Origin of the sequence: Tessaracoccus aquimaris (assembly GCF_001997345.1) — a bacterium.
Lineage (GTDB): Bacteria > Actinomycetota > Actinomycetes > Propionibacteriales > Propionibacteriaceae > Arachnia > Arachnia aquimaris.
Genome location: NZ_CP019606.1, coordinates 628876 through 644974, shown reverse-complemented (window position 1 = coordinate 644974; position 16099 = coordinate 628876). Strand labels below are relative to the sequence as shown.

Annotated in this window: 19 protein-coding genes and 1 pseudogene; 3 read left to right on the top strand and 17 right to left on the bottom strand. The window is 69.0% G+C overall.

The window, feature by feature from the left end; all coding sequences use genetic code 11:
- Positions 1–23: 23 nt before the first annotated feature.
- Both BW730_RS20245 and BW730_RS03010 read right to left on the bottom strand, forming a co-directional pair.
- A pseudogene (locus BW730_RS20245) lies at positions 24–377 on the bottom strand (PfkB family carbohydrate kinase); the annotation flags it as partial.
- Positions 378–419: 42 nt separating this feature from the next.
- Positions 420–962 (bottom strand): TetR/AcrR family transcriptional regulator, encoded by a 543-nt coding sequence (locus BW730_RS03010; protein WP_077684962.1) that lies wholly within the window; start codon positions 960–962, stop codon positions 420–422.
- Positions 963–1026: 64 nt separating this feature from the next.
- On the opposite strand from BW730_RS03010, the gene BW730_RS03005 reads away from it, so the two are divergent.
- A complete protein-coding gene (locus BW730_RS03005) occupies positions 1027–1635 on the top strand; it encodes a DUF2867 domain-containing protein (protein WP_077684961.1) in 609 nt (202 codons plus the stop codon).
- A gap of 94 nt (positions 1636–1729) precedes the next feature.
- Positions 1730–2551: a rhomboid family intramembrane serine protease gene (locus BW730_RS03000; protein ID WP_077684960.1), complete on the top strand. Its 822-nt coding sequence runs from the start codon at positions 1730–1732 to the stop codon at positions 2549–2551.
- Positions 2552–3081: 530 nt separating this feature from the next.
- On the opposite strand, the gene BW730_RS02995 is transcribed toward BW730_RS03000, so the two are convergent.
- The 8 genes from BW730_RS02995 to BW730_RS02960 all read right to left on the bottom strand — a co-directional run bounded on the left by BW730_RS02995 (position 3082) and on the right by BW730_RS02960 (position 10770).
- Positions 3082–3363 (bottom strand): GIY-YIG nuclease family protein, encoded by a 282-nt coding sequence (locus BW730_RS02995; RefSeq protein ID WP_077687495.1) that lies wholly within the window; start codon positions 3361–3363, stop codon positions 3082–3084.
- Positions 3364–4089: 726 nt separating this feature from the next.
- The gene (gene pheT / locus BW730_RS02990) at positions 4090–6582 is read right to left on the bottom strand and encodes a phenylalanine--tRNA ligase subunit beta (RefSeq protein ID WP_077684959.1); all 2493 of its coding nucleotides are present in this window, start codon (positions 6580–6582) and stop codon (positions 4090–4092) included.
- The gene (pheS, locus tag BW730_RS02985; protein ID WP_077684958.1) at positions 6579–7688 is read right to left on the bottom strand and encodes a phenylalanine--tRNA ligase subunit alpha; all 1110 of its coding nucleotides are present in this window, start codon (positions 7686–7688) and stop codon (positions 6579–6581) included. The genes pheT and pheS overlap by 4 nt, the downstream gene beginning before the upstream one ends.
- A 14-nt stretch (positions 7689–7702) precedes the next feature.
- Positions 7703–8503: a TrmH family RNA methyltransferase gene (locus tag BW730_RS02980; protein ID WP_077684957.1), complete on the bottom strand. Its 801-nt coding sequence runs from the start codon at positions 8501–8503 to the stop codon at positions 7703–7705.
- An 11-nt stretch (positions 8504–8514) separates the two neighbouring features.
- Complete coding sequence (gene rplT, locus BW730_RS02975) at positions 8515–8883, bottom strand: 50S ribosomal protein L20 (protein ID WP_077684956.1); 369 nt, start codon at positions 8881–8883, stop codon at positions 8515–8517.
- A gap of 62 nt (positions 8884–8945) precedes the next feature.
- A complete protein-coding gene (gene rpmI, locus BW730_RS02970) occupies positions 8946–9152 on the bottom strand; it encodes a 50S ribosomal protein L35 (RefSeq protein WP_077684955.1) in 207 nt (68 codons plus the stop codon).
- Positions 9153–9190: 38 nt separating this feature from the next.
- Positions 9191–9931 (bottom strand): translation initiation factor IF-3, encoded by a 741-nt coding sequence (infC, locus tag BW730_RS02965; RefSeq protein ID WP_077684954.1) that lies wholly within the window; start codon positions 9929–9931, stop codon positions 9191–9193.
- Positions 9932–10227: 296 nt separating this feature from the next.
- A complete protein-coding gene (locus BW730_RS02960; RefSeq protein ID WP_077684953.1) occupies positions 10228–10770 on the bottom strand; it encodes an SseB family protein in 543 nt (180 codons plus the stop codon).
- A gap of 57 nt (positions 10771–10827) precedes the next feature.
- Here BW730_RS02960 and BW730_RS02955 point away from each other — a divergent pair, with 57 nt between their 5' ends.
- Complete coding sequence (locus BW730_RS02955) at positions 10828–11343, top strand: hypothetical protein (RefSeq protein ID WP_077684952.1); 516 nt, start codon at positions 10828–10830, stop codon at positions 11341–11343.
- Here BW730_RS02955 and BW730_RS02950 read toward each other — a convergent pair.
- The 7 genes from BW730_RS02950 to BW730_RS02920 form a co-directional block, all read right to left on the bottom strand.
- Positions 11336–11794 (bottom strand): hypothetical protein, encoded by a 459-nt coding sequence (locus BW730_RS02950; RefSeq protein ID WP_077684951.1) that lies wholly within the window; start codon positions 11792–11794, stop codon positions 11336–11338. The two genes, BW730_RS02955 and BW730_RS02950, sit on opposite strands and share 8 nt — an antisense overlap.
- Before the next feature lie 92 nt (positions 11795–11886).
- Positions 11887–12426: a PH domain-containing protein gene (locus tag BW730_RS02945; RefSeq protein ID WP_077684950.1), complete on the bottom strand. Its 540-nt coding sequence runs from the start codon at positions 12424–12426 to the stop codon at positions 11887–11889.
- Complete coding sequence (gene hisG, locus BW730_RS02940) at positions 12414–13208, bottom strand: ATP phosphoribosyltransferase (RefSeq protein ID WP_237268012.1); 795 nt, start codon at positions 13206–13208, stop codon at positions 12414–12416. The genes BW730_RS02945 and hisG overlap by 13 nt, the downstream gene beginning before the upstream one ends.
- Positions 13209–13293: 85 nt before the next feature.
- Complete coding sequence (locus BW730_RS02935; protein ID WP_077684948.1) at positions 13294–13557, bottom strand: phosphoribosyl-ATP diphosphatase; 264 nt, start codon at positions 13555–13557, stop codon at positions 13294–13296.
- Between the two features lie 17 nt (positions 13558–13574).
- Positions 13575–14822: a cysteine--1-D-myo-inosityl 2-amino-2-deoxy-alpha-D-glucopyranoside ligase gene (gene mshC / locus BW730_RS02930; protein ID WP_077684947.1), complete on the bottom strand. Its 1248-nt coding sequence runs from the start codon at positions 14820–14822 to the stop codon at positions 13575–13577.
- Between the two features lie 16 nt (positions 14823–14838).
- Positions 14839–15576 carry an SCO1664 family protein gene (locus tag BW730_RS02925; RefSeq protein WP_077684946.1) on the bottom strand — a complete coding sequence of 246 codons (738 nt, stop codon included), beginning with the start codon at positions 15574–15576 and terminating at the stop codon, positions 14839–14841.
- Positions 15573–16094, bottom strand: coding sequence for a DUF3090 domain-containing protein (locus BW730_RS02920; protein ID WP_077684945.1), 522 nt, complete (start codon positions 16092–16094; stop codon positions 15573–15575). Before BW730_RS02920 ends, BW730_RS02925 begins: the two co-directional genes overlap by 4 nt.
- Positions 16095–16099: the final 5 nt, after the last annotated feature.

Sequence of the window (16099 nt, the reverse complement as noted above, 5' to 3'; positions counted from 1 at the left end):
CGTGGATCCGAGCTCTGCAGGGCCTCGACGCTCAGCCGCCGCTCGGCTCCCTGCATGGTGATGAAGGTGCGCTCGGCGCTCGGCTCGACGAGCACGACGCACAGCGCGGTGTCGGCGTCGGGGACTGCGGGCGCGCTGTAGGCAATCGACTCGGCCTCGAGCGCGTCGCGGACAAGGTCGCCGTTGGGGCCGGTGCCGATGGCCCCAGCGTGCACGCAGTCGGCGTCCGAGCGGGCGGCCGCGACGAGGATGTTGACCGCTCCCCCCGCGGCCTGGCCCCACCCGTCGGCCATCACGTTCTGGCCGCGCAGCGGGAGGGAGCCGACCTGCGCTGTCGCGTCGACGAGCGCCTGGCCCGTATGGATCACCCGTGGCATGGAGGCAGCCTAACGGTGCGCGCGACCGGTTCGGCCGACGACTCAGCGGATCAGTTGCTGCACGACGAACTCGATCCGCCCGGCCGGATCGCCGTCGGGACCACCCTCAAGCATCGGCGTCGCGAGGCGCGCCGACATCGCCACGACGCTGCGGTAGGTGGCCTCACGCTCGTCGCAGAACTCAGAGAAGATCTGCATCAGCAGGTCCCACTGGATCGCCTGCACCCGGCGCACGCACTCATCAACCTCCGGGGCCTTGCGGGCCCACTCACGGACGGCCAGTTCCGTGTGCACGGTGCGGTTGGGATGCGAGACAAGGGCTACGGCCAACTGCCGCATCCGCTTCCTGGGGTCTCCGTCCTTGGCGACCTGGGCGAGGATCCCCTCGGTGACGTCGATCTCCCAGACGCGGATGACCTCCACGAGGAAGACCTCCAGACCCGTGAAATAGCCGTAGAAGCTGCCCTTGGTGACGCCGAGCCTGCGCGCCAGCGGCTCGACCCGGACCGCGTCGATGCCCTCGTCCGTCAGCAGGGCGAGCGCCGCGTCGATCCAGTCGTGCCTGGTCAGCTTCACGTTGGCCATGTACCGATCCTCCCACCGTCATGCTAGGTTCCAACTATACGCAAGCGAATATTTGGGAGGCGTCATGTACCAACGTCCTGCGTCAGAGCATCTTCAGAGGCCGTGGCTCGTGCACGGCATTGCCGACGACTTCACGCTGGAGGACGTCTGGCTGGTGCCCGCACCCGGCTCCAGCCCTACCGACATGGCACGATTCCTGGCCCTCCTGAAGCGCCGCGGGGAACACAGCACCGCGGTCGTCCGGTTCCTCTTCGCGGCACGCTGGAAGCTCGGCAAGTGGTTCGGCTGGGACAGGTCAGGATCCGGGCTCGACGGCCGGGTCGCGTCCCTGAGGGAGCGGGTGTCGCCGGAACTGCGGGCGGCGCCGGACCCCTCGTCCGGCCTGTTGCGGCCGGTGTACGTGCTGCCGACCGAGATGGCGGCGGAGACGGCCAACGCGACCGTCCACGGGGTCATGCACTGCGGTTGGGTGCCGACCGGCGACGGCTACGGCCTCGAGTTGGCGGTCTACACCAAGCCCAACGGCCGGCTCGGTCGCATCTACATGGCGTTCATCCGGCCGTTTCGACGGTTCATCGTGTGGCCCGCGATGCTGCGGGAGTGGGCACGGGCTTGGGAGGATCGCGCCGATGTGGGTGACGAAGGAGACGCCGACGGGACCGCGCAGGGCTGAGCGGCGGCGCCGACGATGCAGGCAATGGCGCGCCTCGGGCCGGTTGGCGGAACGCTCGGCGGCGGGGGCTTCGCTCGTCTGGCACGCTTGGGGTGTGAGTTCCTATCAGCAGCAGAGCGAGCCCTGGTTCAAGATCGGGCGCCTCGATGTCACCACGACGATCGCCGTGGCCCTCCTCGGCGCCGTCGGCATGCTCGCCTGGGTGTTCGTCCCCTCGCTGCCGCAGTGGCTGGTCTACGCGCCGCAGCAGATGCTCGGCGGCGAGGTGTGGCGGCTGTTCACGTGGCCTCTCGCCGACACCATCAGCCTGTGGAGCGTCCTGAACCTCGCGCTGCTGTGGCTGTTCGGCCGCGACCTCGAGGCGCAGATCGGCCGCAGCCAGATGGCGCTGCTGTTCCTGGGGATCTGGGGCTCGCTCACGCTGACGACCACGCTGGTCGGGATCGTCGTGCCAGGCTCGGTCATCGCCGGATTGCAGATGGTGGAGTTCTGCCTGCTGCTGTTGTGGATCGCCGAGTGGCCGACCCGTCGCTTCTTCTTCAACATCCCAGCGTGGGTCTTCGGGCTGGTCATGCTGGCCCTGCAGGTGCTGCCGATGCTGGCCTTCCGCGCCTGGGGCAACCTGCTCGGCCTGCTGCTCTCGCTCGTGCTGGTCGCGATGGCGGCCCGCAGCGTCGGCCTCCTCGGCCAGTACTCCTGGATCCCCGGTGGTAGGCGCAAGAAGACCACGAGCCGGACCCAGCACCGCCCCCGCACGCACCAGTCGACCCGGACGCAGCAGCGCCACGCCGACCGCCGCGCCTCAGACGAGGAGCGCATCGACCAGTTGCTCGACAAGATCAACGCAAGCGGCATCCACTCGTTGACGAAGCAGGAGCGGGCGGAGTTGGAGAAGCTGCGCCAGCGTCGCCGCTGACGAACGATCCCCCGAAACGCAAACAGACGCCCCCGTTCGTCGAGCTTGTCGAGACGTCCGCAACCACAGCGCCACTGAGGCTTCCCACCGCTCGGCCGCATTCGCTGGGCGCGACCACCGTTCGTCGAGCTTGTCGAGACGTCCGCAACCACAGCGCCACTGAGGCTTACCACCGCTCGGTTGCCGTTTCGCTGGCGCGCGACCACCGTTCATCGAGCTTGTCGAGACGTCCGCAACCACAGCGCCACTGAGGCTTACCACCGCTCGGCTACCGTTCGCTGGGGCGCGACCACCGTTCATCGAGCTTGTCGAGACGTCCGCAACCACAGCGCCACGGAGGCCTCCCATCCCTCGGTTGCCGTTCGCTGGGGCGCGCCCCCCGTTCGTCGAGCTTGTCGAGACGTCCGCAACCACAGCGCCACTGAGGCCTCCCATCCCTCGGTTGCCGTTCGCTGGGGCGCGCCCCCCGTTCGTCGAGCTTGTCGAGACGTCCGCAACCACAGCGCCACCGCCGCTTGCCCAACGCCCCGCTACCGTCGCCTCCCCCGCGCCAGACCAGGTAGCAGGTGGAAATCCCCGTTGACGAGGGCCTCCTTCTTGGCGTGACTCCAGCCGTGCACCTTACGTTCAAGCGACCAAGCCTCACCGATGTTGTCGCACTCCTGGGCGTAGACGAGCTCCACCGGCAGCCGTCTGCGGGTGAACTTCGCTCCCTTACCCGCCATGTGGGCGTCCATTCGGGCCTCAAGATTCCTGGCGCTGCCGACGTAGTAGAAGCCGTCGGCACACCTCAAGATGTAGATCCATGCCATGCCCAATGCTTCGCCATCGGCCAGCCGACTTCTCACGGATCCATTTCGCTGGGGACAAGGCCGTCGCACACCGGATCGCGTGTGGTTTCGGACGTCTCGACAAGCTCGACGAACGATCCCCGAGCCCGTCGAAGGGTCCGACACCACCACGCCGCACCACCACTCGGACGTCTCGACAAGCTCGACGAACGGCTTCCGAGCCCGTCGAGGGGTCCGAACCCACAACCCAGCAACCACCAACGAACACCAGCCGACCCCCTCCAAACCCGTCACTGAGCCGTCCCCGACGCCTCAAGACCTCGTCACACGGACCACCTGTGGTCTCGGACGTCTCGACAAGCTCGACGAACGGCCCGCGAGCCCGTCGAGGGGTCCGACACCACCACGCCGCACCACCACTCGGACGTCTCGACAAGCTCGACGAACGGCTTCCGAGCCCGTCGAGGGGTCCGAACCCACAACCCAGCAACCACCAACGAACACCAGCCGGCCCCCTCCAAACCCGTCACTGAGCCGCCCCGGACGCCTCAAGACCTCGTCACACGGACCACCTGTGGTCTCGGACGTCTCGACAAGCTCGACGAACGACCCACGAGCCCGTCGATGGGTCCCCAGACCCGGACCGCGCGAGGTCTCGGACGTCTCGACAAGCTTGACGAACGATCCGCCGAAACGCAACGGACGCCCGACCTGCTGGTCGGGCGTCCGTCGTTTTCGTCGGCAATCTCAGGCGCGCTGGACCGCCCCGAAGCGCTCGACAGCGACAGCTACCGCGTTCTGGCGGGCAGCGGCCGCGTCGGCGTCGGTGAGCGTCGTGTCGCCACGGAAACGCAGCGCAAACGCAAGCGATTTCTTGCCCTCGCCCGCTTGGTCGCCCGTGTAGACGTCGAACAGCGAGATCGACTCCAGCAGGTCGCCCGCGCCCTCGGTGAGCGCCGCCTGCACGTCCGAGGCGGCGACGTCGGCGTCGACGATCAGCGCGACGTCCTCCTTCGCGAGCGGGAACGCCGAGAGGGTGCCGATCCGGCCACCGTCCGTGGCGAGCTTCAGGACCAGTTCCAGGTTCAGCTCGACGGCGCACGCGTGCTCGGGGAGCCGGAACGCCTTGACGACGGCCGGGTGCAGTTCGCCGGCGTGGCCGAGCACGACCCCGCCGAGGGACAGCTCGGCGCCGCGGCCGGGATGCCACGGCGCGACCGAGGCGTTGCGACGGTCCAGGCGAGCCCCCACCGCGGCAGCGGCGCGCTCAGCGAACGCGACGACGTGCGTCCAGTCGGCTGGCACGGCAGGACCCCACCAGCCCGCGGGACGCCAGTTGCCCGTCACGACGGCGGCGATGGTCTCCGGCTGGCCGGGCAGCGCAGCCTCGATCGCGGCAAGGTCGTCCTCGCTCGGACGGTGCGCGACGCTCGGGCGGGGCGCGACGGCGTCGCCACGGTCGAAGTAGACCCGTCCCTGCTCGAACAGCGCGAGGTCGCCCATGCTGCGGCTCGTGTTCCTGGCGACCGCGGCGAACAGCCCGGGCAGCAGCGAGGTGCGCAGGTACGCGTGGGTCTCCGACAGCGGGTTGGCGAGCCTCACGAGCGAGCGGCGCGGGTCGGTCTCCGGGACGCCCAACTGGTCGAGCTCATCGGTGGCGGCGAACGGCAGCGACAGCACCTCGGTGAAGCCGAGCGCTGCGACGGCGCGCAGCGCGGCCCTCCGGTTGCGGATCAGCGGGTCGAGTCCACGGGTCACCGGCGGGACCGGCAGCCGCAGACCGATCCGGTCGTAGCCGATGTGGCGGCCGATCTCCTCGACGACGTCGTACGGGTCGACAAGGTCGCCGCGCCAGCTCGGCGCGTCCACCGTCAGCGAGTCACCGAGCACGGTCACCGGGATCGCGGCGGCGCGCAGCAGCCGGGTGATCTCGTCCTGTTCGACCTTGGTGCCGAGCACGGCCGACACGAGGCCGGAGCGCAGCGAGATGTGCCTGGTCGCGGGCGCGGAGCCGACGACCGTCTCGGCGGTCACCTCTCCCCCGCCGCTGGCGATCAGCAGCTTCGCGGCGCGCTTAGCTGCCGCGTAGCCGAGCTGCGGGTCGACGCCGCGCTCGAAGCGCTTGGACGCCTCAGAAGGCAGGCCGTGGCGGCGGAAGGTGCGCGACACGGATGCGGGCGCGAAGCTGGCCGCCTCCAGCACGATGGCGGTGGTCGCGTCGGAGACCTCGGTCGTCTCGCCGCCCATCACGCCCGCCAGCCCGATGGGGCCGGAGTCGTCGGTGATGAGCAGGTCGTCGGCGTCGAGGTCGCGGTCCTGGCCGTCGAGCGTGCGCAACTTCTCGCCATCCCGGGCGAGCCGGACGACGATCGGGCCGGACAGCTTGGCGGCGTCGTAGGCGTGCAGCGGCTGACCGGACTCGAGCATCACGTAGTTGGTGACGTCGACGGGCAGCGAGATCGAGCGGACGCCGGAGGCGCGCAGCCGGTCGACCATCCACGACGGTGACGCGGCGGTCGGGTCGATGCCCTGGATCGTCAGCGCGACGAAGGCGGAGCAGCGGTCGGAGTCGAGGACGACCGGGTGGCCGCCGTCGACCGGCTCGGGCAGGTGCGCCCGGTAGCGGTCCTCGTAGCTCACGCCGTTCGCGATGGCCGCCTCGCGGGCCAGCCCTCGCAGCGACAGGCAGTAGCTCAGGTCGGGGGTCACGTCGATGTCGAGCACCTCGTCGGCGCTCCACAGCAGGTCGATCGCGTCGGTGCCGGGATCCGCCGTGTCCGAGGCGAGCACCATGATGCCGCTATGGTCCTCGCCGAGGCCCAGTTCGTCCTCGGCGCAGATCATGCCGTCGGAGACGTGGCCGTAGGTCTTGCGGGCCGCGATGGAGAAGTCGCCGGGCAGCACCGAGCCGGGCAGCGCCACGACGACGAGGTCGCCGACGGCGAAGTTGTCGGCGCCGCAGACGATGCCGCGGCTCGCGGGGAACTCGTCCGTCGCGTCGTCGTTGAGTTCCGCTCCGACATCGACGCGGCAGTAGCGGATCGTCTTGCCGTTCTTCTGCGGCTCCTCGACGAGGCTGAGCACCCGGCCGACCACGAGGGGCCCGGTGACGGGCGAGCCGGTCTGCTCGATGTGCTCGACGGTCAGGCCGACCTTGGTGAACTGGTCGGCGAGCCGCGCGGTGTCGGTGTCTGCGGGCAGCGTGACGAGGTCACGCAGCCACGAGATCGGGGCCTTCATCGGGCACCTCCAAGGATCGAACGGCTGAAGCGGATGTCGCCCTCGACGAAGTCGCGAAGGTCGGGCGCTCCGGTGCGGAACATCACGGTGCGGTCGACGCCCATGCCGAACGCGAAGCCCGAGTACACCTCGGGGTCGACGCCGCAGGCGGCGAGCACACGCGGGTTGACGACGCCGCAGCCGCCCCACTCGATCCAGCCCTCGGAGCGGCAGGTGCGGCAGGGACGCTCGGGATTGCCGACGGACTCGCCGTGGCACACGAAGCACTGCAGGTCGACCTCGGCCGACGGCTCCGTGAACGGGAAGTAGTGCGGGCGCATCCGGGTGCGGACGTCGCCGAACATGGCCTGCGCGAGGTGGTCGAGCGTGCCGCGCAGGTCGGCCATCGAGATGCCCTTGTCGACGACGAGGCCCTCGAGTTGGTGGAAGACGGGAAGGTGGGTCGCGTCGTACTCGTCGGCGCGGAAAACCTTGCCGGGGCTGATGATGTACAGCGGGACGCCGCGCTCAAGCATCGCGCGGATCTGCACCGGCGACGTCTGGGTGCGCAGCAGTTTGCCCGCCGACGGCGGGTCGATCCACAGGGTGTCCTGCAGGGCGCGGGCGGGGTGGTCGGGGGCGAGGTTGAGGGCGTCGAAGTTGTGCCACTCCGACTCCACCTGCGGGCCGTCTGCGACCTCCCAGCCCATCGCGACGAACACGTCGATCATCTCGTCGATCAGGTTGGTGACGGGGTGCAGTGCTCCGCGGGGGCCGAGGTCGACCGGCAGGGTCATGTCGACGCGCTCCGCGACCAGGGTGGCCTCCTCCTCGGCGACCGAGAGGGCCTCCTGGCGGGCGGCGAACGCCTGGTTCAGCCTGCCGCGCGCCTGTCCGACGCGCTGGCCGGCCTCCTTGCGCGCATGCGGGGGCAGCGCGCCGATCTCGCGGTTGGCGAGCGCGAGCGGGGAGACCTCTCCCGCATGGTCGTGGCGCGCCTGCTTCAGTTCCGCGGTCGTCGAGGAGGCCTCGATCGCGGAGAGCGCCTCCGTCACGAAGCCGTCGATCTGCGCCGGATCGAGCGCGGCGACCTGCTTGGGATCGAAGTTGTCGTTAGGCCCTGACATGGGACCCTCCCTCTTCACCGTTGTCGTCGTTGGGCCGAGGCGGTGGCGTAGAGGCACACCGCCGCGGCGCTGGAGAGATTGAGGCTCTCCGCCTTTCCCCACATCGGGACGGCCACGATCTGGTCGGCCAGTTGGGCGTCCTCGTCGGGAAGTCCCCACGCCTCGTTGCCCATGATCCAGGCGACGGGGCCAGCGAGGCCGCCGTCCGCCGCGAGCAGGTCGAGGGGTGCGCCGACGCCGTCGGCCGCGAGCACCTTCATGCCCATCGCCTTGACCCGGTCGACCGCCTCGGAGAGCGGGATCCCGGTCAGGATGGGCATGTGGAACAGGCTTCCGACGGTTGAGCGCACCGTCTTGGGGTTGTAGATCTCGACGCTGCCGGCGGTGAGGATCACCGCATCGGCGCCGAACGCGTCGGCGCAGCGGATCACGGTGCCCGCGTTTCCGGGGTCGCGGACCTGCGCGCAGATCACCACGAGCCGGGCGCCGTCGAGTGCGTCCCAGTCGTAGCGCAACTGCCTGCAGACCGCGATGATCCCCTGCGGCGTCACCGTGTCGCTGAGCTGGCGCATCTGATGCTCCGTGGCCTGCCAGATCGGGACGTCGACCCCTTCGAGGAGGTCGGCGTGCCGGTCGGCGTCGATCACGATGACTTCCTCGACGAGGTCGTCGGTGGCGAGCGCCTCGCGGACCGCCTGGCGGCCCTCTGCGAGGAACTTGCCCGTGAGATCACGGCCACGGCGCTGCGTCAGACGACGAACCGAACGCAGCACCGAGGCGTTGAGGCCAAGGGCGGCGTTCGGTTCGTGAGTCACTGTCGCGCCCTTCAGGCGGCAGCAGCGGGCTGGTTGTCCTTGGCGACGGCGACCAGAGCGTTGAACGTGGCAACGTCGTTGACGGCCAGCTCGGCCAGGATCTTGCGATCCACCTCGACGCCTGCGTTCTTCAGACCGTTGATGAAACGGTTGTAGGTCATGCCCTCGGCGCGGACAGCGGCGTTGATGCGCTGGATCCAGAGGCTGCGGAAGTCGCCCTTCTTGGCGCGACGGTCGCGGTAGCTGTAGGTGGCGGAGTGGAGCATCTGCTCCTTCGCCTTGCGGTACAGACGCGAACGCTGGCCGCGGTAACCGGAGGCGAGCTCAAGTACTTCGCGACGCTTCTTCTTCGCATTCACAGAACGCTTCACGCGTGCCATGGATAACTCCTAGTGGGTGTGTCGGTTCTCCGACGGATGGATGTGGGACGGGTGGTGAGGGCTCAGCGGCCCTTGTGCTTGCCAAGGAGCTTGCGCATCTTCTTGGCGTCGGCGGGGGCCACGGCCTCGTCGCCCTGCAGGCTACGGATGCGCCGCGACGACTTGTGCTCGTTCAGGTGGCCCAGGTTGGCCTTGCGGCGCAGGAGCTTGCCCGTTCCGGTGGTCTTGAACCGCTTCTTCGCGCCGGAGTGCGACTTCATCTTCGGCATTGTTTGGCTCGCTTTCTTACTTATTCGGCTCGATCTCGTCAGAGATCGATGTCGGGGTCCATGTTGTCTGCAGGACCGCGCTTCTTCTTGGGTGTGTCGTCCGAGTGGGCTGCCCGGAGCTCGGCCTCTGCGGCCCTGTCCAGTTCGGCGTTCGACTTGCGCTGCGCCATGCGGCGGTCGCGGTCGGCGGCCTGGTCCACGCGGGCCTCGGTCTTCTTCTTGGTCGGGCCGAGCACCATGAGCATGTTGCGGCCGTCCTGCTTGGGGGACGACTCGACGAAGCCGAACTCCGCCACGTCCTCGGCGAGCCTGCGCAGCAGGTCCATGCCGAGCTCGGGACGGGACTGCTCACGTCCGCGGAACATGATGGTGATCTTGACCTTGTCGCCGCCCTTGAGGAAGCGGACGACGTGGCCCTTCTTGGTCTCGTAATCGTGGTTGTCGATCTTGAGACGGAGCTTCATCTCCTTGGTGCTGACGTTCGACTGGTTACGTCGGGCGTCGCGCTCCTTCTGAGCGGCCTCGAACTTGAACTTGCCGTAGTCCATCAGCTTCGCGACCGGCGGGCGTGCCATCGGCGCGACTTCGACTAGATCCAGATCGTTCTCCGCCGCAAGACGCAATGCGTCCTCGACGCGCACGATGCCGACCTGCTCGCCGTTGGGGCCGACGAGCCGGACTTCGGGTACTCGGATGCGATCATTGATCCGCGGTTCAGTGCTGATGGGTCCTCCAGTGTGTGAGTTTCTCGTGTCCAACGACGAAAGGCCCCCGCGCATGCGGAGGCCCTGGCACCTGAAGCGGCGCACGACGGATCGTGCCCGTTCGGTGACCCGGCTGCCGGTGGCTGCTCGGGTGGGAGGGTGAGCTCCGCTTGCTGGGCGGCCGAAGCCGCCGATGAACGCACGTCAGTCTACGGGCTGGGACTTCGATGTCCAAACCGGCTTGGTTGGCTGGCCCGGGGTGGTTCCTTGAGCATGTTCGGTTGCTCGTTGCGCGACACGCCGTGTTTTCGCGGCGTGTCGGCAAACGAGTTACCAAACATGCTCAAGTTCAGGACCGCACCGCGCCCGGATCAGGCCTCGGCTTCCGGCTCCGGCGCGGCGTCGGCTTCTGGCTCGGCGTCGGCGTACTTCACCCAGGCGAAGTCTTCGCCCTCGAACTCGACGAGGGCGTTGCCGTCGGCGAGCAGCCGCAGCGCATCCCCGGAGATGACGAACGGGACGGGGCCCGCGACGTCGAGCAGCAACTGCTCGGCGCCGGCCGCCTCGACGGTTGCGCACAGTTCGTCGAGCAGGCACGGCACGGGGCGCGCGTCGGCGTTCCACTGCTGCATCGAGTCGATGCCCGTGAAGGCGAGCAGGTAGCTGCCTGTGTCGTCGGTCAGCGTGACGGCGGCCATCTCCGCGTGCCTGTCCGGGTCGGGCCCGTCCATCGACTCGTCGCCGCTCGCGACGATCGGCATCAGCAGCCTGCTGGTGCACAGCGCGACGATCGCGCGGATGTAGCTCTTGTGGTCGCGCACCCTGCCGAGGGCCTCTCGGGTCAGCGGGTCGGGCGACCCGTCGTCCCCCGCGAACCGCGAGTTGGGCTGGGCAAGCGAACGCAGCTCATTCATGGGTCACGACACTAGCGCCCATGGGGCCAGCCACCTGCATGTGACAGACTTGGGCGCATGCCAATCTCGCTGATCATCACCGTCGGCCTCTCCATCGTCATCGTCGCGATCGCGGCGGGTCTGATGGCGCGCCACCGCAGCGTCCGCGCCCTGGTGATGGGCATCGGGCTCGGCGCGATCCCCGTCGGGCTGTACCTCACGGGCGTCACCGACCTGACGATCAACGGCATCCGAAGCCTGGTCGACTGGTTCCAGCGCACCCCTTTCACCAACCTGACGGCGTGGGGCCTCGGCCTCGCGATCGGCGGCCTGGTGCTGTTCGTGATCGGCACGTTCCTGCCGAAGGGCCAGAAGCGCGTCGCCCAGCCGGAGCAGCCCAAGGCGGTGCCGACCAAGGGTGACGCCGCCCCGAAGCCCTCGATCGCCGCAGGCAAGTCCGCTCCTGCCGCGCCAGCCTCTCCCGCGGCCACCGCGCAGGCCAAGCCGGCGGGCAAGGCCCAGCCTCAGCAGAAGGGCCTCGACGCGGAGGACGCCGAGATCGAGGCGCTGCTGCGCAAGCGCGGCATCATGTGACCTCGGCGCCGGATCGACCACCTGCGCCACCGACGCCCTGCGGTCGCCCGCGCTCGCGCGCCCAGGTCACGTAACCCCCGAGCGACGCGAGGCCGGCGAACGCGACCAGCCCGAAGCCGAACCAGGCCACGAACTCCGGGTAGCTGCTGTCATAGTCAAGGCCGATCGGCAGCGCGAACAGCGAAACAAGCAGCACGACGGCGGGCCACAGCATCTGGGCCTCCCGCGCCATGTTCATCGCCAACCCGACGGTCGCCACGATCGCGAGCGCCCACACGATGAAGGGCCCGAGGATCCCGTGCGCGAACGCGGTGGCCCACGAGATCTCGTTCCAGAACATGATCGTTCCCTCGGCATTGCCCGAGGACGCCAACTGCCAGGACGGCGCGATGCCGACGACCAACGCCATCAGCGCCGAGCCGATGGCCAGCAGCCTGAGCAGATCCGACATGTGCGACTCCCGTCTCCTGTGAAGGAAGCCTAATCACGCAGAAACCGCCCCCGCAGGAAAGTCGCGGGGGCGGTCACCGAAAGTGACGGGGATCAGTCCTCGTCGAGCGGCGGCTCGTCCTCCTCGCGGATCACGACGTCGCGCGAGGTGGCGCCGTGCTCGACCAGCCAGCGGCGCAGTTCGATCAGCTTGCGCTCCCCCGCTTCACCCTCAAGTGACTGGATGGCGAGCACCGGCTTGCGCTTGAGTTCGCCCTCGCCCTTCAGCAGCAGGGAGCTCCACGGGTCGCCCTTGCGCAGCCGCACGCCCGCAATCTTGTCGATCGGGTACTTGCGCAGGATCGGCCCGTTGCGCACCGTGATGCCCTGCTCGTTCGCCCAAAGCCGCGAGTAGCCGACCGAGAGCATCACGCCGATCATCACGAACACGAAGAACAGCAGCGTCGCGGCCTGCAGCCACGTCACCTGGTTGCGGATCTCCTTGCCGAGCGCCCACCAGCCGAACATCGAGAAGGACAGCAGCACGATCGACAGCACCACGGCCGTCATCAGGGCGGGCGGGCTGGTGTAGGCCAAACGCTCTGGCACCTCGGACGGGGTCGGGGCGCTCTGTTCCTCGGTCACAGCCTGCACGCCGCCAACTCCGTCAGCAGGATGCCGCGGGCACCCGCCTCGTACAGCTCATCCATCAGCAGGTGAACGCCCTTGCGGGGCACGAGCACCCGGACGGCGCACCAGCCCTGCTTTGCGAGGTTCGACACCGTCGGGCCCTCAACGCCGGGTGCGAGCCCGATGGTCATCTCGAGGTTGGCCTGCTCGACGTTGTAGTCGAGCATCAGGTAGTTCTGGGCGACGAGCACAGAGTTCAGGCGGGTGCGCAGCGCCTCGGCCTGCGGGGGCAGGTCGCCGCCGCCGTTGCGCTGGATGAGGACCGCCTCGGAGGTGCAGATAGCGTCGCCGAATAGCTCGAGGCCCGCGCGGCGAAGAGTGGTGCCCGTATCGACGACGTCGGCGACCACGTCGGCGACGCCGAGCCGGATGGCCGACTCGACGGCACCGTCCAGCTTGACGAGTTCGGCGTCGATGCCCTGGTCCGCGAGGTAGGTCTGCAGCAGCCCGGGGTAGGACGTGGCGATCCGCTTGCCCTGCAGGTCGGCGACCGACATGACGGCCCCGCCGCGGGCGGCGAACCGGAACCGGGAACCGCCGAAACCGAGCTGCATGATCTCGGTGGCGTCGGCCTCCGAGTCGAGCAGCATGTCGCGGCCGGTGATGCCGAGGTCGAGGTGGCCGCGGCCGATGTAGACCGCGATGTCGCGGGGGCGCAGGTAGTAGAACTCGACGGTGTGGTCGGCGTCGATGAGGGTCAGGTCCTTGGCGTCCGTGCGCTGCCGGTAGCCGGCTGCGCGCAGCATGGCGGCGGCGGGTTCGGCGAGGGCGCCCTTGTTGGGGACGGCGATGCGAAGCAGGCGTTCAGAGGTCACGATGGGCCAGTTTCTCTCAGAGGTAGCGGTAGACGTCTTCGAGCTTCAGGTCGAGCGCGAGCATCATGACCTGAGCGTGGTACAGCAGTTGGCTGATCTCCTCGGCCGCCTGCTCCTTCGTCTCGTACTCGGCGGCCATCCACACCTCGGCGGCCTCCTCGACGACCTTCTTGCCGATCGAATGGACGCCGGCGTCGAGGCGCGCGATGGTGCCCGACCCCTCAGGGCGGGTCTCTTTGGTCTCGGACAGCTGCTCGAAGAGTTCGTCGAACGTTTTCACGGTCGGCAGCCTACCCGTTACAGCGCGATGCCCAGCAGCGCGTCGACGGCGGTGGTCATCTCGACGATCGCTGCGGGATCGTCCTGGTCGATCGCCTGCGAGGCCGCGACCCAGGTGTCCACCGCGGCGAGCGCTGTCGGGGTGTCGAGATCGCCGCGCAGCGCGGCCCGCATCGCCTCGATCGTCTCGGCGGCGGGCACCGCGCCAGGCAGGTCGAGGACCGAGCGCCACAGCGCGAGCCTCCGGGTGGCCGCCTCCAACTGATCGGGAGTCCACTCCCAGTTCTCGCGGTAGTGGTGGTCCAGCAGCGCGAGCCGGATGGCCATCGGGTCGGCGCCGCCATGGCGCAGCCTGCTGACCAGTTCGAGGTTGCCCTTTGACTTGCTCATCTTCTCGCCGTCCAGGCCGACGAGGCCGGAGTGCACGTAGGCCCTCGCGAGGGGGGCGCCCGAGGCGACGATCGCCTCCGCCGCGCACATCTCGTGGTGCGGGAAGATCAGGTCGGAGCCGCCGCCCTGGATGTCGAAGTCGCGCCCGAGGAACTTCAGCGCGATGGCGGTGCACTCGATGTGCCAGCCGGGGCGGCCAGCGCCCAGCGACGACGTCCAACTCGGCTCATCCGGGCGCGCGTAGCGCCACACAAGGCAATCGAGCGGGTGACGCTTTCCCGGCCGGTCGGGGTCTCCCCCGTTGTCGCGGAACTTCGCGATCATCTCGGCCTCGTCCAGGTGGCTGATCTCGCCGAACCCTGGTGCGGCGACCGTGTTGAAGTACCAGTCCGGGTGCTCGGGGTCGTCCAACTGGTAGACGAGCCCGGTCGGCAGCATCGACTCGATCAGGGACACCACGAGTGCGATGGACTCGACGGCGCCCACATAGTGCTCCGGCGGGATGACGCGCAGGTCCTGCATGTCGCTGCGGAACAGTTCGGTCTGGTCCTCGGCGAGTTCCTCCCATTCCTGCCCGGTCTGCGCGGCGCGTTCGAGGAGCGGATCGTCGACATCTGTGACGTTCTGGGTGTAGTTGACCTTGGCGCCGAGGTCGCGCCAGACGCGGTTGATCAGGTCGAAGGTGACATACGTGTTGGCGTGGCCGAGGTGGGTCGCGTCGTATGGCGTGATGCCACACACATACATCCGCGCCTCGCCGCCGTCGGCGGGGCCGACCTCCAACTGGCCGAGGGTGCGACTGTCGAAGACGCTGAGCCGCTTGCCGCTCGGGGATGGCTTCAGGGTCGGAACGGCGACTGGGGCCCACGCATACATGCGGCCAATTTAGCGCCTACAACGGCGGCCACGGGATTCCGGGCCACCTGCCAGACGGCTCCGGCAGGCATCCAGAGGCCAGGATCGCGCTGGCTCTGCCCCTCAGAGCCTCCCATTCCTCGTCGGTCAACCCGGGTGCGAGCGGGGCCTCCAAGGAGGCGACCACCGCGGCGCGACTGGCCTCTTCGGGCGTGAGCGGGTCCCCCGCCCAGCCCCACAGGACGGTGCGGAGCTTGTCGTCGACGTGCATGCTGACGCCGTGGTCGACCCCGCGAAGCTGTTCGCCATCAGCGATCAGATGGCTCGCCTTGCGGTCGGAATTGTTGAGCAGCGCGTCGAACAGCGCCACCTCACGCAGCCTCGGGTCGTCGCGGTGCGCAAGGACAACTGGCCGGTCGTCCTCGGTGGTGGCTGCCAGGATCGGCAACCACTGCTCGGTGACGGCCTCCGGCTCGATCAGGTCGATCAGGTCAGTGGCCTCACCCTCGACCCACGCCTGCGCGGAGCCCTCGCCGAGCGGCCCGTCGACCCACACCGTCAGCGGGACCAGGCCGAGGCCGAGGTGCCTGGACAGCTCGTAGGCCGCGACCTCGCGTCGGCTCAGGGTGCCCGCCGGGAAGTCCCACAAGGGCGCCTCCCCGGCGACAGGCTTGTAGACCCACGCGTTGTGGTCGTCGTCGACGCCGAGGAAGGTGCCGTTGGAGGCGTCCACCAGGCGGCCGACGAGGCTCAGGTCGCCGACGGGGCCGGTCATGTGAACAGGTCGCCCCGGTAGCCGTTGGACCGGGGGCAGATGTGGCCTCCCGGGTCGAGGGGCTGTCCGCAGGCCGGGCAGGCCGGCCGACCGGAGGCGACGATCAGGGCGGCCCTTCCGGAGAACTCGCGGGCCATGGCCGGGGTGAGGCGCACCTGCAGCAGCGAGTTCTCGCCCGAGTCGTCGTCGGACTCGACGGAGAACAGTTCGAGGACGAGGCGCTGCGTCTCCGCGTCCCAGGCCATCCCGATGGCGGCCGCGCGGAAGTCGACCGAGACGGGCGCGTCGAGGGGCCCCATGTCGGCGGGCGGCTGCTCCGGCGGCACGTCGTGGCCGAGGTCGGCGAGTTGGTCGAGGACCTCCCCGACGCGCACTCCGAGCAGTTGGGCCTGCTGCTTCTCCACCGCGACCGCGGCGAGCTTGCCGCCCTGGGCGACCTGGATGAGGAACAGGCGGTTGCCCGGCTGGCCGACGGTGCCGACGACGCACCGGTCCGGTCGATCAAACTCCAGCATCATGGCTC

Coding starts and splice junctions, on each gene's coding strand:
- BW730_RS03010 (WP_077684962.1), bottom strand. CDS start 962: ATGGCCAACGTGAAGCTGACCAGGCACGACTGGATCGACGCGGCGCTC.
- BW730_RS03005 (WP_077684961.1), top strand. CDS start 1,027: ATGTACCAACGTCCTGCGTCAGAGCATCTTCAGAGGCCGTGGCTCGTG.
- BW730_RS02995 (WP_077687495.1), bottom strand. CDS start 3,363: ATGGCATGGATCTACATCTTGAGGTGTGCCGACGGCTTCTACTACGTC.
- pheT (WP_077684959.1), bottom strand. CDS start 6,582: ATGAAGGCCCCGATCTCGTGGCTGCGTGACCTCGTCACGCTGCCCGCA.
- pheS (WP_077684958.1), bottom strand. CDS start 7,688: ATGTCAGGGCCTAACGACAACTTCGATCCCAAGCAGGTCGCCGCGCTC.
- rplT (WP_077684956.1), bottom strand. CDS start 8,883: ATGGCACGCGTGAAGCGTTCTGTGAATGCGAAGAAGAAGCGTCGCGAA.
- rpmI (WP_077684955.1), bottom strand. CDS start 9,152: ATGCCGAAGATGAAGTCGCACTCCGGCGCGAAGAAGCGGTTCAAGACC.
- infC (WP_077684954.1), bottom strand. CDS start 9,931: ATGCGCGGGGGCCTTTCGTCGTTGGACACGAGAAACTCACACACTGGA.
- BW730_RS02960 (WP_077684953.1), bottom strand. CDS start 10,770: ATGAATGAGCTGCGTTCGCTTGCCCAGCCCAACTCGCGGTTCGCGGGG.
- BW730_RS02955 (WP_077684952.1), top strand. CDS start 10,828: ATGCCAATCTCGCTGATCATCACCGTCGGCCTCTCCATCGTCATCGTC.
- BW730_RS02950 (WP_077684951.1), bottom strand. CDS start 11,794: ATGTCGGATCTGCTCAGGCTGCTGGCCATCGGCTCGGCGCTGATGGCG.
- hisG (WP_237268012.1), bottom strand. CDS start 13,208: ATGCTGCGCGCAGCCGGCTACCGGCAGCGCACGGACGCCAAGGACCTG.
- mshC (WP_077684947.1), bottom strand. CDS start 14,822: ATGTATGCGTGGGCCCCAGTCGCCGTTCCGACCCTGAAGCCATCCCCG.
- BW730_RS02925 (WP_077684946.1), bottom strand. CDS start 15,576: ATGACCGGCCCCGTCGGCGACCTGAGCCTCGTCGGCCGCCTGGTGGAC.
- BW730_RS02920 (WP_077684945.1), bottom strand. CDS start 16,094: ATGATGCTGGAGTTTGATCGACCGGACCGGTGCGTCGTCGGCACCGTC.